The sequence below is a fragment of the Arthrobacter sp. NicSoilB8 genome (genome assembly GCF_019977355.1).
In the GTDB taxonomy this organism is placed as follows: domain Bacteria; phylum Actinomycetota; class Actinomycetes; order Actinomycetales; family Micrococcaceae; genus Arthrobacter.
Window position 1 is genome coordinate 4,622,960 of the sequence record NZ_AP024655.1, and the last position, 15,137, is coordinate 4,638,096.

A 15,137-nucleotide genomic window follows, 5' to 3' on the forward strand; every position below is an offset into this window, starting at 1 on the left:
CGAACGTTCGGAAACCACCCCGGACGCACCCTCGTTTCCCGCACCTTTTCAGGCGGCGCCCCCTTACTTCCTGCGCCGCATCCTGCCCCGCTTCCTGCGCCGAAAATCGGCGAACCCCCTCCCGGGAAATGGGGAGGGGGTTCGCCGGTACGGGAGCGGACGTGAGAGAGCGTTGGGCGGTCATGCCAGGGGGCGGTGCATCTCCACGATTTCCTCGTGCCGCGGGCTGTCCGGGTTCATCAGCGAGTTCTTGCGGCCGTAGGTGAAGTAGATGATGAGGCCGACCACGAGCCAGACCCCGAACCGAACCCAGGTCTCCCAGTGCAGCTGGAACATCAGGAACAGCGAGGCGAACACACCGAACGCGGGGACCAGGGGCATCAGCGGCAGGCGGAAGGTCCGCGGGGCATCGGGCTTCTTGTAGCGGAACACGATAACGGACAAGCAGACGACGACGAACGCGGCCAGGATGCCGATGTTGGTCAGGTCCGCCACGGCTTTGATCGGAAGGATGCCGGCCAGGATAGCGGCCCCGGCGCCGGCGATCCAGGTCACGCGCTGCGGCGTGCCGTGCCGGTCTGTCTTGGCGAACCAGCCCGGCAGGAGGCCGTCGCGGCTCATCGAGAACCAGACGCGGGTGACGCCGAGGAGGAAGGTCAGCATTACGGTGAGGATGGACAGGACCGCGAACACGGAGATGATCGTTGCGATCACCGGCAGCCCGACGCTGTTGAAGGCGGAGGCGAAGCCGGCCTTGGGGTCAATCTCCGTGTAGTGCTGCATTCCGGTGAGCACCAGGGTGGCGGCGACGTAGAGCAGCATGGCGATGATCAGCGAGTAGATGATCGCCTTCGGCATGTGCTTCTTGCCGTCCGTCGCTTCCTCCGCCGCGGTGCTCATGGCGTCGTAGCCGAACACGGCGAAGAACACCGTGGCGGAGCCGGCCACCACGGGGCCGAAGCCGCTGGGCATGAAGGGGTCGTAATTTTTGGTGTTGATGTAGAAGATGCCCAGGCCGATGATGAACAGGATCAGGACGACTTTGATGGCGACGGCGACCAGTTCGAAGCGCCCAAAGGTCTTCGTGCCGCGCGAGAGGATCCAGGTCACCAGCAGGCAGACGAGGATAGCGGGAAGGTTGATGATGCCACCCGTTCCCTCATCCGGCGTCGCTGTCATCCAGGCGGGCATGTGGATGCCGATGCCGGAAAGGAAGGCATCGAAGTAGCCCGAGATGCCGATGGCCACCACCGCCACGATCGCGATGTACTCCAGCAGCAGGTCCCACCCGATGAACCAGCCGATCACCTCGCCGAGGGCAACGTAGCCGTAGGTATATGCCGAGCCGGCCCGCGGGATCATGCCGGCGAATTCGGCGTAGGACAGCGCCGCGGCGGCGGATGCCAGTCCGGCGATCAGGAACGAGACGAGCACCGCCGGGCCGACGCCGGGCTCGCTCGCACTGCCGTGGGCCACAAGGCCCGCCAGCGAGAAGATGCCGACGCCGATAATACCGCCGACGCCGATGGCCGTCAGCTGCCAGAGCCCCAGGCTCCTGTGCAATCCGCTGTGTTTGTTTTCTTCTTCAATGTCGTCGATGGGCTTGCGCCGCATGATCGACCGCGCCAAATCTTGTGTAGCCACCAGGGCCTCCTATTTAGGTGTGATGCCCATCAATCCACCCTGTGATGGGGGTTACCGAGCGACAACAGTATGCAAGCCCGATTGCATTAGATAAAGTGAATTCTCTTAATCAGTAACCATTAGAATTCCCGAAGGGATAGCGATGCTCGACGTCCGGCGTTTGCGACTGCTGCGCGAACTGAAGATCCGGGGCACACTGGCCGAAGTGGCCGAAGCGCTCCAGTACAGTCCATCGTCAGTCTCCCAGCAACTGGCCCTCCTTGAGAAGGAGGCCGGGGTGGAACTCCTCCGGAAAACTGGGCGCCGTGTGCAACTGACGCCGCAGGCGGAAGTCCTCGTGGCCCATACGTCCCAGCTCCTCGAGACGCTGGAACAGGCCGAGGCCGACCTGGCCGCCTCGCTGACCACAGTCACAGGTACTGTACGGATTGCGGTGTTTCAGTCCGCCGCACTGGCTCTCATGCCCGGAGCACTGACCCGGATGTCCGCCAGCTACCCGGAAGTACGGGTCGAAATGACCCAGCGGGAGCCGGAAACGGCCCTCCACGAGACGTGGGCCCGGGACTTCGATCTTGTGATCGCCGAGCAGTACCCCGGCCACGCCGCCCCGCACTACGCCGAGCTGGACCGCGTGGCCCTGACCAGGGACGCCATCCGGCTCGCCGTTCCGCCTTCCTCTCCGGAGCGACCTGCCATCAGGACGCTGGCGGACACCGCCGGGCTGCCCTGGGTGATGGAACCCCGCGGGGCGGCCTCCCGGCACTGGGCCGAGCAGGCCTGCCGGAGCGCCGGGTTTGAGCCCGACGTGCGCTTTGAAACCGCCGACCTGCAGGCCCAGATCCGGCTGATCGAATCCGGAAATGCGGTGGCCCTCATGCCCGACCTCGTGTGGACCGGGCGTGGCACCAGCGCGCAGCTCCTGGACCTGCCCGGGGATCCGCACCGGACGGTATTCACCTCCGTGCGGCGGTCCAGCGCCAAGCGTCCGGCACTCCTGGCGGCCCGGGAAATCCTGGCGGCGACGGCGGCATCCATCGTCCCGGCGACGGCGGCCGGCGCGCTCGATCCGGCCCCTGCGGACCGGCCCGCCTGACGCGCCGCGCGACCGGCCCGCGCGCCGGTTGCGTGTGCGGTGGGCCACAGCGCGCGCGGCGGCCCCGCGTTAGACTGGTGACGTTATGAATCGCACAATATTCAAATCCAAGATCCACCGCGCGACGGTCACGCACGCGGACCTTCACTATGTCGGTTCGGTCACCGTCGACCTGGATCTGCTGGAGGCGGCCGACATCCTCCCCGGGGAGCTCGTGGCGATCGTCGACGTCACCAACGGTGCCCGGCTTGAGACCTACACGATTGCCGGCGAGCGCGGTTCGGGCGTGATTGGTATCAACGGTGCCGCCGCCCACCTGATGCACGAGAACGACATTGTCATCCTCATCACCTACGCCCAGATGACCACGGACGAGGCGAAGGCGTACAACCCCAGGGTGGTCCATGTGGATCAGGACAACAAGATTGTCCAGATCGGCAACGACCCCGCGGAGGGCATGACGCCGGGCCTCCTGCGCCCGCCGCACTCGCTGAACAACGCCGCCCTCAACTAGCCGTAACAACACGGCAACGTCCCGCACCGCGCCTGCCGCACGCGGGCCTTACCTGGCCCGCGCGTGACACGCACCAGCACGCCGTCGGGCGTAATAGGACGGTCCGCGGAATAAAGCTGATTACTCTGGAACGGTGACCCCTCCCCGCCGCCCTCCCGCCCCGCTGCGGAGAGCCGCGTGCTAGGGGTACTGGCAGGCTTCTTCGTCGTCTGGTCCATCATCCTGGTCGGCATGTTCGTGGGCCGCCGCAACATCCTGGGCGAGAACGCCCGCTCCGTCCTCAGCGCCCTGACGTTCTTCGTGGCCAGCCCCGCCCTGCTGTTCGAGACGCTCAGCAAGGCCAAACTGCACGACGTCTTTGCCGCGCCGCTGCTCGTGACGGCGGTAGGGGCAATAACGACGGCGGTGCTGTTCTTTGGCATTGTGCGCTTCGCGCTCAAGCGCCCGGTACCGGAATCCCTCATCTCCTCCATGAGCGCGTCCCTGGCCAACTCGGCCAACCTCGGCATTCCCATCGCCGTCTTCGTGCTCGGTGATGCCAGCTATGTGGCGCCCCTGCTCATTTTCCAGCTGGCGTTCTTCACTCCCCTGTTCCTCATGGCCCTGGACGCCACCACCAGTTCGCACCGGACCACACCCCTGGGCTTCGTGCTCATGATCCTGCGCAACCCGATGATCGTGGGGTCCGCGCTCGGCCTTGTGGTGGCCGGGACGGGCTGGCAGGTGCCCCCGCTGGTCCTGGAGCCCATTCACTTGATCGGCGGGGCGGCCATCCCGGCCATGCTGATCGCCTTCGGCATGAGCCTGAACGGCTCCAAACCCTTGCCGGCGGCAGACGGACGCCAGCTGGACGCCCTGCTGGCGAGCTTCTTCAAGCTCGTTGTCCACCCGCTGGCCGCGTACCTGTTTGCCCGCTTTGCCCTCGGCATGGAGGATAAGGCGCTGTTCGCCGCCGTCGTCACCGCGGCCCTGCCCACCGCCCAAAACGTCTTTGTCGCGGCCAGCCGTTACCGCACCGGCGTCACAGTAGCCAAGGACACCGTGCTGATCACTACGGTGGTAGCTGTGCCTGCCATGATCGGCGTGGCCCTGCTGCTGGCCTGACCCGTCCGGGCTGACCCTGTGTTGGTCTGGCCCTGTGTTGGTCTGGCCCTGTCTGGCCGGGCCGGCACCAACCCCGGAGGAGGATTCTTGAACACAACCCTGGACACGGTCGTCGTCGGCGGCGGCGCGATGGGTTCCGCCACGGCATGGGCGCTGGCCCGTCGCGGCCGGAACGTGACCCTGCTGGAGCAGTTCGGGCCCGGCCACCGCAATGGCGCCTCCCACGGCACCACCCGGAACTTCAATCCCGGCTACGCGGATCCGGACTACGTCGCACTGCTGGCCGAGTCCGCCCGGCTGTGGAACGAGCTCGAAGCGGACAGCGGCGAGCGCCTGCTGGCCCGGACCGGCGTCGTCAACCACGGCACCGACCCCAGGCTGCCCCGGATCCGCAACGCACTGCTGGCCGCCGGGCTCCGCGCGGAGTTCCTCTCCGTAGACGAAGCAGCCGACCGCTGGCGGGGCATCCGGTTCGACCAGCGCGTGCTGCACATGGCGGACGGCGGCCAGCTGAACCCCGACGCCGCGCTGCCGGCGATGCAGCGCCTCGCCGCCGGCCTCGGCGCCGAGATCCGCCATCACGTCAAGGTCCTGGAGCTGAAGGTGCTCGACGACGGTGTCCTGCTCACCGTCGAGTCCGGCGGCCGGACCGAGACGCTCTCCGCGAGACAGGCCGTGGTCACGGCCGGCGGCTGGACCGCGAAGCTGCTCGCCGGGGTGGCGCCCCTGCCCCGGCTCACGGTCACGCAGGAGCAGCCCGCCCACTTCGCCATTACGGACGACGCCGCCCAGTGGCCGGGCTTCAACCACATGCCCGGCCACGGGGACGCATACGCCTACTGGCGTTCGCCCGTTTACGGCATGCAAACGCCGGGCGAGGGAATCAAGGCCGGATGGCACGGCGTTGGCCCCGTGGTGGACCCGGACCGGCGGACCTTCGCCCCGGAGCCCGGCCAGCGGGCGGCCCTGCAGCGCTACGCCCGCGACTGGCTGCCGGGCGTCGACGCCGATTCACTGACCGACGTCAGCTGCACCTACACGACCACCGCGGATGAAAACTTCATCCTGGACCGGATCGGCCCCGTGGTGGTCGGCGCCGGCTTCTCCGGCCACGGATTCAAGTTCACGCCGGCCGTGGGCCGGATCCTGGCAGACCTCGCCACCGGCGACGGCGGCGCGCCGGCCATCTTCTCGGCCTCCCGCGCCCGTTCCTGACCCCCGCCAAAAGCAACGCGGGGTCACATCGCGCCCATCCTGAGCCCCGGCATGGGCGCGATGTGACCCCGCGTTGGTGTGTGCGCCGGTAGGCTGGGACCGGTCTTAGGCCGCCCCGCGGATATCAGGGGCAACAGCACGGAGTGGGGAAGAATTGCACAGCGTCCAACCAGTCAGCGTCCAATCTGGCAGCGTTCAATCAGTCAGCGTTCAACGCGGCAGGCTCCAGGCAGATGGCTTCCAGGCAGATGGCGTCCGGGCTCAGGGCGCGCGCGGCCGGAAGATCGGCGCGGTCGACTGGATCGTCCGCGGCGTGGCCGGCCTCCTGCTCGTGGCGACGACGGCGTGCGCCGGGCCCGGGACAGCCACCCCGGCTGCCGGGACCGGCGTCGTCGGCCCCGGCACAGCGGCCGCCACCGCCACCGCGTCACCCGGCACGGACGGCACCCCGCTTGATCCCGAGACCACCCCCGGGGTTGACGTCCCCGGCGTCGGCGCCCCGCACCAGCAGCCGGCCTTCGCCAGCAAGGCGCTTCAGGTGCTGGCGACGCTGCCCGTCAAGGGCCGCGCGCCGAAGACAGGCTATTCGCGCAACCAGTTCGGCCCGGCCTGGGCCGACGTCGACCACAACGGCTGCGATACCCGCAATGACATGCTGCGCCGCGACCTCAAGGCCCTCGCCCTCAAGCCCGGAACGCGGGACTGCGTGGTGCTCTCCGGCATCCTGAACGACCCCTACACGGCGGCCGCCATCAATTTCCTGCGCGGCAACGCCACCAGCACCGCAGTCCAGATCGACCACGTCGTGGCCCTCAGCGACGCCTGGCAGAAGGGCGCCCAGCAGCTCAGCCCGGCGCAGCGGCTGTCCTTCGCCAACGATCCGCTGAACCTGCTGGCCGTGGACGGCCCCGCCAACCAGAGCAAGAGCGACGGCGACGCCGCCACCTGGCTGCCGCCGAACAAGTCCTACCGCTGCAGCTACGTCGCCCGCCAGATCTCGGTGAAATCCAGCTACGGGCTCTGGGTGACCCAGGCCGAGCACGACGCCATGGCCCGGGTCCTCGCCGACTGCCCGGACGCCCTGGCACCGACCAACCAGCCGGCCGCCGCTCCCGCGCAGGCCGCGGCACCCGCGCCCGCCCAGCAACCCGCCCCGGCGCAGGTCCAGATGGCCCCCGCACCCGCACCCGCACCTGCCGCGGTAACCTACGCGAACTGCACCGCGGTCCGCGCCGCCGGCGCAGCACCCATCCACATCGGCCAGCCGGGGTACAGCAGCAGGCTGGACCGCGACGGGGACGGCGTCGGCTGCGAGTAGCCAGGTGCCCCCGTCGCTGTGCAGTTGCCCTGTTGCCGGTCAGTGCGGGGACCGTTGATCAGTTCCTCTGGTGCTCGCCCAGGAGCCGGGCGCAGCGGATGAAGCCGAGGTGCGAATAGGCCTGGGGATGGTTGCCCAGGTGGGTCTCCGTGCCGGGATCGTATTCCTCCGGCAGCAGCCCCGTAGGCCCGAACAGGTTGACCAGCTGGTCGAAGAGGTCCCAGGCCTCCTCGATCCGGCCCACGGCGATATAGGCCTCGATCAGCCACGTCGTGCAGATGTGGAAGCCGCCCTCCAGGCCCGGCAGCCCGTCGTCGTACCTGTAACGGAAGACGGTGGGCCCCACCCGCAGTTCCCGTTCCACCGCCGTGACGGTGGCCAGGAAGCGGGGGTCGTTGACCTCCAGCAGGCCGGAGAGCCCGATGTGCAGCACGGCCGCGTCCAGGTCCGGGCTGTCGTACGCCACGGTGTAGGACGACGCCGACTCGTCCCAGCCTTCGCGCAGGACTTCCTCCCGGATGGTGGCCGCCGTCGACGCCCAGGCCGGCAGAGGTTCGCGGCCGTGCCGGGCGGCCGCGCGCAGCGCCCGGTCCAGCGCCACCCAGCACATCACCTTCGTGTAGACATGGTGCCGCGGCGCCCGCCTGGCCTCCCAGATGCCGTGGTCCGCCTCATGCCAGCGGGCCAGCACGGCCGCGGCCATCTGGGTCATCAGCTCCCAGTGGTCATCCGAGAGCACACCCTGTCGGGCGCTGAGGGCGTCGATCAGCTCGGCAATCGGGCCAAACACATCCAGCTGCACCTGATGGTCGGCGGCATTTCCGATCCGGACCGGGCGGGAGCCCGCGTAGCCGGGCAGGCTCTCGATGATCGCCTCGGTGGACAGCGGCGCCCCGGTCACCGAGTACAGCGGGTGCAGCCACTCCGGGCCCGGGGCGTGGGCCAGGATACGGCCCAGCCAGGCCAGGAAACCCTCCGCCTCGGCCGTGGAGCCCAGGTCCACAAGGGCGTTGACCGTCATGGACCCGTCCCGCAGCCAGCAATAGCGGTAGTCCCAGTTCCGGGTCCCGCCGATTCCTTCCGGCAGCGAGGTGGTGGGGGCGGCCAGGACGGCACCGGTGGGTTCGTGGACCAGGGCGCGCAGCACCAGCGCGGACCGGCGGACCAGCGACGGCTTCACGCCCGGCATCTGCAGCTCATGGACCCAGCGCCGGGAATGATGCGCGACGGCGGAGCGCCGCTCCGTCTCGTCTTCCAGCACCTCGGGCTGCGGTTCGGTATCGCCGCAGCGCAGGTTGAGGACCACCGGCCCGTCCCGCAGGTCGACGTCACCCGTGGCGGTGGCGTGCCGGCCGTCGGACGTGATGGAGAAAGTCACGCCGGGCGCCAGGAGGATGATCGGATCCGCGGTTCCCACCACGTGCAGCTCCGTCCCGCGCGCCTCCATGCTGAACGGCGCATTCGCGTAGTCCGGCCGCGGGGCGAACACGATCCGGGCCGTGCCGGTGCCCGAAAGCACCCGGACCAGGCTGGTGATGCCCGCCGGCGCCGGTTCCAGGTAGTCCGTCACGGTGACGTCGGCCCAGCGGGTTTCGACGATCATGGTGCTGTCCACGTACCGCTGGCCCAGGACCTGCGAGGACTTCACCGGTTCCACGGAGAAGTGGCCGGCCGCGTCGCCGCCGAGCAAGTGGGCGAACAGCGACCCGGAGTCCGGCAGCGGGTGGCTCATCCAGCAGATCTTCGCGTCCGGCGTGATCAGCGCGGTGGAGGACCCGTTGCCGATCATCGAATGCCGCTCCAGGCCCACGGCATCCTCGCCGAAAAGCCACGCCCTCCGCAGCTCAAACAGGATCGCCAGGACACGGGCGAACGACTCCGGGTCCCGGAGCCGGTGGCCTGCCACGGTGGGGCCCTCCCCCACGCGCAGCGCCATGTCGGGACCGCGCAGCGTCGCCATGGCCAGCTCGTCGCTGGACGCGTCCCCGGCGTAGAGGGCCGCGCTGACGCCGAGCACGGAGCGGAGGTGCTCCAGCGCGGAGGCCTTGGACGGTTCCACCACGGACAGGTCCAGGACAGAACCGTCCACAATAAAGGACAGTCCGTGAACCCGCGCGATCTCTTCCGCCTGCTTAGCGGCCAGCGCAGCGATGTCGGGTGCGGCCGGGCGCGTATGGACGGACACCGCGACGGGCTTGCGCTCGATGCTGATGCCCCGGTAGGCCCCCACCGTTTCGGCGAGCGCCTGGCTGGCCTGCTGGAGCACGGATTCGGTGGCGAGAGACAGCCCGTGGGCGTACCCCATGTCGAACTCCGCGCCGTGCGAGCCGACGAGGTGCACCTCCGCGGGGAGCCGTGAGACGGCGGCAAGATCCCGCAGGGAACGCCCCGAGATGACGGCGGCGTGGGTGTTTGGGAGGGCTGCCAGCGCCCGCAACGCAATGGCCGCGCTGCCCAGCGGCAGGGTCTCGGTCGAGATGCCTTCGGCGGTGCAGAGCGTTCCGCCGTAGTTGCAGGCCACCAGCAGCCCGGGGGTGCGGGCCAGGATCTTGAGCTCGGCCAGCAGTTGCGGCGTCAGCCCGTCGTCGGCGGCGTCAGTCTGCACAAAGGCCCGCAGCAGGCCCAGCGGCAACGATTTGGTCAGCAGTGCGGAGTCAGCGAGCGACTGGTTCAGCGGAGTGGGCACGGGCGCCGTCCTTCGGATAGTCCCCAATGCCTGCATGAGAATCGTCCGGTGAGGACGTACTACCAGTATCCTCCGGGGCCGATTTCGCAAGGGTGTCCCGGCTGTTGCAACTATGTAACGTCTGGTGGCAGCCAAGGACACCCTTGCGGGGGCCCTGGGGACCGAACCTCCCGCGCTTGGGTGCTAGCTGGGGTCGGCGCGGTAGAAGTACATTTCCCTGGACCCGGCGGGGGCATCCCAGCCTTGTGCAAAGACCCAGCTGCCGCCGAATTTGAGCAGCCCTCCCCATGCCAGTGATCCCCCCCGGTTGAGCGCTTTCTGGGTGAAGGGCCGGCTGATGTCGTACAGTGCCTGCGCCGCGGCGAACTGGCCGTCGGCGTCGGCGTAGAAGAAATCCAGGACCAGCTCGGGCCGCTCGCCGTCGCTGACGATTGCGCAGGCCACCTCGTGCAGTGAGCCGCCCAGCGGTCCGAGGTCCAGGTAGTCCTGCGGCTCAAAGGTCCAGTCCACCAGGTCAGTGGAGCGTCCAACGTGGGTGGTTCCACCGCAGCCCTCGGACAAATACATCAGGTAGTGCCCGTCAATCTTGACGGCTTCGCCGTGGGCGTTCCTGGGGATCACCGCCCCCTTGGCCCAATAGCGCGAAATCTCGTGCGGGACAGCCAGGCCGAGCTTTTCCCAGTGGATCAGATCGTCGGACACGGCGGCGTTGATGTCGCAGCCAACATCGCCCAGGGGGTAGACCTCGGGATTCTCCCCGCCCTGCTCAGTGCCTTGGTCGGTCGTCCAGATCCCGTTGTAGAACATGTAGTACCGGCCATTGGCCAGATACACTTTTGGGTCCTCGCAGCCGAGGATCTCGTTGTCCATGGTGGGGTAGATAACCGGATTCCCGGGGTTGTCCTGCCACCCGGTCTCGGGATCGTAAACGGCAACACCGATGCGGCTCGAGACTGATTCCTTGCGCGGCGAGGCACGGTAGAAGAGGTAGAGCTTGCCGTCCCGCTCCATGATGGACGGATTGAAGATCGAATCCGCAGTCCAGCCGATGCCGGCCGGGTCATCCCAGTCCCGGACTCGCCGGAAGGTCAGGGAATCATCCTTGCGGAACGGGCCCACAGCCCATTCCGGGCACTCGGGGTACGCGGCGGAGAATTGCTCGGTGGAGATGGTGTCCGTCAGCGGATTGCTGAACAGGAGCGCTGCCTCGTAACTGGTGCGCAGTGCCTCGGTGGTGATTTTCTGCATGTGGGATTTTCCTGTCTGTGAAGTGCATGCCATTAGTTGCGGACCAGCGTCACCCGGGTGAATCCGCCCGGGGCTACAGATACTCGGCCGGATTGGTCCGCCGCATCCTGCATGGGACTGGGGGTGAGGGGCCGGCCGGAAGCGTCAAAAGCCTCCTGGCTCAGGCGGAAACCGGCGGGAAGGTTCACCGGTCGTTCGATGCGTTCCGGCGCGGCGCTGACGTACAGGGTGGCCTCGCCGCCGGGACCGGCGACCGACACAGTGGAGAGCTGCGGCTGGACCAGCAGGGCGTCCAGGGCGACGTCGCCGTCCGTGGTGCCGACGACGGCGGCTGTCCCGGCGGGCAGCGCGCGCTTCAGCGCGAACGGGAAGAGGATGCCCGGCGCGTCGGTGATTCCCTGGGCACCGGCGCCGCCGTTGCGGGTGCTGCCGAGCGGGCCCTTGCCCGCCGTCCAGCTGGTGCTGCCGGAGGGGGCAATCCCCTGGTTGACGATCGGGTAGATGTTCCGGGGTTCGTCCGCTGCGGGCAGCGGCACCCTCAGGGACGCGCCGGTGGACAGGGAGACGTAGGCGCCGCCGGAGATGTTGGCTTCCCCGGTCCAGGCCGAGGCGGGTCTGATGACCGAACCGCCGCCGGTGATCGCGCCGGATTCGGCCTCGACGACGCTCAGGCCGTGGGTGGCGACGGTGCGGTCGATCCCGAGGGCCTTGGCCTTCAGCTCCGGGTTGTTGTCCAGGGCCAGCATGGTCAGCAGGGTGTGGATGGTGGATTCGGCGCCGGAGTTCGGGTTCACCCGGCCGTCGGGTTCGATCCCGTCGATCGCGGTGCCGGCGGCGGGGTTGTAGGCCGGCGCCCCGCTGGGGTTGGCGCCGAAGAACCAGCCGGCCGTGATGGCGGCGAGGTCCAGCAGGCCGGGGGCGTTGGCGGCGTTCGCTGTCGCCACGAGGCCCTGAACGCGCGAGTCCGCCCCGTAGGCGATTTGGGCCTCGCCGGGCGTGGGGCTCCAGGCGTTGTCCGGGCCGCCCGCGGCCAGGAGCTGCGGGGTGAACTGTGCCGAGTCCTTCACGGCGGCCTCAAGCAGCCGGGGCTGGTGGAGGACGCCGGCGGCGGCGGCGACGGCGGCCGGGGCCATCCCGCCCCACGCGTGCCAGAGCGTCCGGGACTTGTTCCACGGCAGGATCGCGCCGAACGGCCATTCCGTCGCGGAGCCGGATGACATTCCGGCGACTCCCTCGCTCAGCCGGGCCAGCGCCGTGGCGGCCAGGCCGTCGCCGGGGGCGGCCTTGACGTAGGCGGCGAGCCCCAGCACGGCCTCCGCGGAGGCGTCGGCACCGCCGGTGATCAGCCAGGCCGGGACCTTGACGCCGTCGGCCGTGTCATACGTGCCGTACTTGGCGAGGGACTGCCTGTTGAGCGAGCCGACTGCGAGGTGGAGGCGTTCCTGGAGGAAGGAGGCGAAGGCCGGGTCGGCGCCGGCGAAGGCGGCGTAGCCCTCGCCGAGGGCCCAGACCGTGCGGGCCAGCCAGTAGGACTCGGCCGAGTCGGAGGGGTCCGGCAGTTCCACGGGCTTGGCGCTCGGGGTCAGGGTGCCGTCGGCCTGCTGCCACAGGACCACGTTGCCGGCGTTCGGGCCGCTCACGGTCTGCAGGTAGGTCAGTGAGCGCAGGGCCTGGAAGGCGTGTTCCTTGCTGGCGGGGTCGCCGGTCTGCTGCCAGTGCCGCAGGTAGACCACGGCGGTCCGGGCGATGTCGTCGGCGTTGAAGGCGCCCTGGCTCCAGTGGCCGGTGGCTGGATCGAGGTCTCCGCCGCCGATCCGGGTGTAGCTGCCGTCCGCCTTCTTGTCCGCGTAGGTCCACGGGGCCTGGGCGGAGGGGTGCTCGGCGATCTGGTAGGTGGTGTGGCCGTCCACCGGGGCCAGCGGCACCGTGTCCACCAGGAAATTCAGGTGGGACAGGTTTGTCAGGGGCGCCGCGGCGGCCGGGGTGGTGAGTCCCGTCTCCCCGTGCGGGGCAGCTGCCGCCCCCGCTGCGGGGGCCGCGCTGGCGGCATCCGCAGCGGGTGGGACCAGAAGCAGGAGCATCGATGCGGCCACGGCGACGGCTGCGGATCGGCTTCGTAGTGGTTTCGAGCGGACATCGTTGGTCGTCATCGGTGGCTCCTGGCTGGCTGGTCGGCGGGGCGGCTGGTTGGCTTGGCGGCGGGCGGGGACGGCGCCGCTAGTTGGCGGCGGGGATCCGGTCCAGCTTCGCGACGCCGATCTTCGAATCAGCCATGCCGTAGAAGACGAACAGCTGCTCGCCGATCTTCTCGATCGCGGTCGGGAAGACGACGTTGGGCACGATTCCGGACATCTCGTCCTCGGTCTCGGGCGCCAGGAGCGGCTTGTCGCTGCGGGCGATCACCTTGGAGGGATCCTCGGCGTCGAGGATCATCGCGGCGGCGGTGTAGTTGACGTTCTGCTGGTGGTCGAACGCAGACTTCGCCAGTTCCCCGGAAACGCCGTGGTGGATCAGCAGCCAGCCTTCCTCGACCCGGATCGGGGCGGGGCCGCCGCCGATCTTCAGTTCCTCGAAGGGGAACTCGCTCAGGGCCACGAGGCGGTGCTTGGCCATGTGGACGAGGTTGCGGATGTCCTTTTCGACGTCTGCGACCGGCACGTAGGAGATCCAGATGCCGGGGCGGTTGTCGGTGACGCCGGCCGGCAGGTGCTCGCCTTCGCCCTCGCGGATCCAGCCGAGGTCCCACATGGGGCGGTGCAGCATCGCGTAGGAAGGCACACCGTCGGGGTCGTTGACCGGTTCCGGGAAGAACACGGCGTCCTTGTTCGGGAAGAGGTTCAGGTCCATGGAGAGATCGGCCTGGTAGCCGAACAGGCACGGGCCCAGGCGTACCCAGTGGCGCAGGTCCTCGGAGTGGGCGAAGGCCAGGCGCGGGCCCAGCGGGCCGTAGGCGACGTAGGTCATGAGGTGCTTGCCGAGGCTGGGGACCCAGGTGGTGCGGGGGTCCTCGGTGCCGGCGTTGTTCAGGCCACGTTCCCAGCCCTCGTCGGGGGCCAGGACGATCCCCTGGCGTTCGACGCCGGTGGGGACGCCGTCCTCGATGATCACCTTGGCCAGTCCCACCCGGGAGACGTTGCCTTCGGCGACCAGGCGCGGCAGCAGGTACAGCTCGCCGTCGGGACCGCGGCCGCTGGCCGGGTTGAGCACGCCCTCGGCCTCGAATTCGTTGCCCGGTTCCGGCGTCATGATGACCCCGGCGCGGGTGAGGGTGAACGGGACGGTGGGCAGTGCGGAAGTCTGGGGGGAGGTCATAGATTAACCCTTTACGCTTGAACCGATATTGGTGGAAATGAACTGGCGCTGGAAGAAGATGAAGAGCGCGACGGCGGGTGCTGCGAGGACGCAGGCGCCCGCCAGAATGGCGCCGAACGGGTTGGACGCCGTTGCGGAGATGTTGGAGATGTAGTTCGCCAGCGAGACGGCGAGCGGCTGGATGGACTGGTCCTTGGTGACCAGGAACGGCCAGAGGAACTCGTTCCACGGCCCGATGAAGGTCAGCAGGACCGCCGTGACAATTGCGGGCTTCACCAGCGGGATGGCGATCTGCCACAGGATCCGCAGCTCGGAGGCGCCGTCGATCCTGGCCGCCTCGAAGAGGGTGGAGGGCAGCTGCATGAAGTACTGGCGGAAGACGAACACGGCAGTGGAGTTGATTGCGAAAGGCAGGATCATGCCCAGGTACGTGTCCGCCAGGCCGTAGTCCCGCACGATCATCACGTAGAGCGGGATGAGCAGCAGCTGGAACGGGATCATCTGCACCAGCAGCATCATGCCGAACACCAGCCCCTTGCCACGGAAGTGCATCTGCGCCAGGGCGTACCCCACGAGGAGGCCGAAGACCACGGTGAAGACGATGACGCCGCCGGTGAAGATGCCCGAATTGATCAGGCCCTTGAGCAGGTTGATGGAGTTGTTGATGTTCGTGTAGTTCTCGCCGGTGATGTTCGCCGGGTCGGGGAACGCCCCGGCCACCGAGGTGTCCGGTGAGGTCTGCAGCGAGCCGATGAACATGTAGTAGAACGGGAAGAGGAAGACGAACGCGCCCAGGGCCAGCAGCACGAAGCTGCCAAGGCCGAGGCTCCTGCGCTTCTCCACGCCGGAGGCGCCTGCCGTTTGCTTCCGGGCGGGGCGGCCGGGGCCGCCGGTGCGGCCGCCGGGAAGACCTCCGGGGCGCCGGGCGCCGTTGCGCTCGTTACTGTTGTTGCTCCCGTTGTTCTCATCGTTGGGCGCAGCCGCCTTGTTGAGAATCGACATG

At 68.6% G+C, this 15,137-nt stretch carries 11 protein-coding genes; 5 read left to right on the top strand and 6 right to left on the bottom strand.

Annotation, left to right across the window (positions count from 1 at the left end; genetic code table 11):
- Nucleotides 1-180: 180 nt before the first annotated feature.
- Nucleotides 181-1,614, bottom strand: a complete 1,434-nt coding sequence (locus LDO15_RS20925; protein ID WP_223987594.1) for an amino acid permease — start codon at nt 1,612-1,614, stop codon at nt 181-183.
- Between the two features lie 172 nt (nt 1,615-1,786).
- Here LDO15_RS20925 and LDO15_RS20930 point away from each other — a divergent pair, with 172 nt between their 5' ends.
- The 5 genes from LDO15_RS20930 to LDO15_RS20950 all read left to right on the top strand — a co-directional run bounded on the left by LDO15_RS20930 (nt 1,787) and on the right by LDO15_RS20950 (nt 6,888).
- A complete protein-coding gene (locus LDO15_RS20930; protein WP_223982046.1) occupies nt 1,787-2,737 on the top strand; it encodes a LysR family transcriptional regulator in 951 nt (316 codons plus the stop codon).
- A gap of 85 nt (nt 2,738-2,822) precedes the next feature.
- Nucleotides 2,823-3,251, top strand: coding sequence for an aspartate 1-decarboxylase (panD, locus tag LDO15_RS20935; RefSeq protein WP_223982048.1), 429 nt, complete (start codon nt 2,823-2,825; stop codon nt 3,249-3,251).
- Between the two features lie 177 nt (nt 3,252-3,428).
- Nucleotides 3,429-4,355, top strand: a complete 927-nt coding sequence (locus LDO15_RS20940) for an AEC family transporter (RefSeq protein ID WP_223982050.1) — start codon at nt 3,429-3,431, stop codon at nt 4,353-4,355.
- Nucleotides 4,356-4,442: 87 nt separating this feature from the next.
- Complete coding sequence (locus LDO15_RS20945; RefSeq protein ID WP_223982051.1) at nt 4,443-5,570, top strand: FAD-dependent oxidoreductase; 1,128 nt, start codon at nt 4,443-4,445, stop codon at nt 5,568-5,570.
- A 313-nt stretch (nt 5,571-5,883) separates the two neighbouring features.
- The gene (locus tag LDO15_RS20950) at nt 5,884-6,888 is read left to right on the top strand and encodes a DUF1524 domain-containing protein (protein ID WP_346655973.1); all 1,005 of its coding nucleotides are present in this window, start codon (nt 5,884-5,886) and stop codon (nt 6,886-6,888) included.
- A 58-nt stretch (nt 6,889-6,946) separates the two neighbouring features.
- Here LDO15_RS20950 and LDO15_RS20955 read toward each other — a convergent pair whose 3' ends face one another.
- The 5 genes from LDO15_RS20955 to LDO15_RS20975 form a co-directional block, all read right to left on the bottom strand.
- On the bottom strand, nt 6,947-9,574 hold the full coding sequence (locus LDO15_RS20955) for a trehalase-like domain-containing protein (protein ID WP_223982053.1): 2,628 nt from the start codon (nt 9,572-9,574) through the stop codon (nt 6,947-6,949).
- Nucleotides 9,575-9,757: 183 nt separating this feature from the next.
- Nucleotides 9,758-10,822, bottom strand: a complete 1,065-nt coding sequence (locus tag LDO15_RS20960; protein ID WP_223982055.1) for a hypothetical protein — start codon at nt 10,820-10,822, stop codon at nt 9,758-9,760.
- Nucleotides 10,823-10,854: 32 nt separating this feature from the next.
- Nucleotides 10,855-12,972, bottom strand: a complete 2,118-nt coding sequence (locus tag LDO15_RS20965; protein WP_223982057.1) for a hypothetical protein — start codon at nt 12,970-12,972, stop codon at nt 10,855-10,857.
- Between the two features lie 67 nt (nt 12,973-13,039).
- The gene (locus LDO15_RS20970) at nt 13,040-14,134 is read right to left on the bottom strand and encodes a glycosidase (RefSeq protein WP_223982059.1); all 1,095 of its coding nucleotides are present in this window, start codon (nt 14,132-14,134) and stop codon (nt 13,040-13,042) included.
- A 3-nt stretch (nt 14,135-14,137) separates the two neighbouring features.
- Nucleotides 14,138-15,136 (bottom strand): carbohydrate ABC transporter permease, encoded by a 999-nt coding sequence (locus tag LDO15_RS20975; RefSeq protein ID WP_223982061.1) that lies wholly within the window; start codon nt 15,134-15,136, stop codon nt 14,138-14,140.
- Nucleotide 15,137 lies beyond the last annotated feature (1 nt).

Excerpts from the sequence above, each read along its gene's own strand:
- LDO15_RS20925 (WP_223987594.1), bottom strand. The coding sequence starts at position 1,614 with ATGCGGCGCAAGCCCATCGACGACATTGAAGAAGAAAACAAACACAGC.
- LDO15_RS20930 (WP_223982046.1), top strand. The coding sequence starts at position 1,787 with ATGCTCGACGTCCGGCGTTTGCGACTGCTGCGCGAACTGAAGATCCGG.
- panD (WP_223982048.1), top strand. The coding sequence starts at position 2,823 with ATGAATCGCACAATATTCAAATCCAAGATCCACCGCGCGACGGTCACG.
- LDO15_RS20960 (WP_223982055.1), bottom strand. The coding sequence starts at position 10,822 with ATGCAGAAAATCACCACCGAGGCACTGCGCACCAGTTACGAGGCAGCG.
- LDO15_RS20965 (WP_223982057.1), bottom strand. The coding sequence starts at position 12,972 with ATGACGACCAACGATGTCCGCTCGAAACCACTACGAAGCCGATCCGCA.
- LDO15_RS20970 (WP_223982059.1), bottom strand. The coding sequence starts at position 14,134 with ATGACCTCCCCCCAGACTTCCGCACTGCCCACCGTCCCGTTCACCCTC.
- LDO15_RS20975 (WP_223982061.1), bottom strand. The coding sequence starts at position 15,136 with ATGTCGATTCTCAACAAGGCGGCTGCGCCCAACGATGAGAACAACGGG.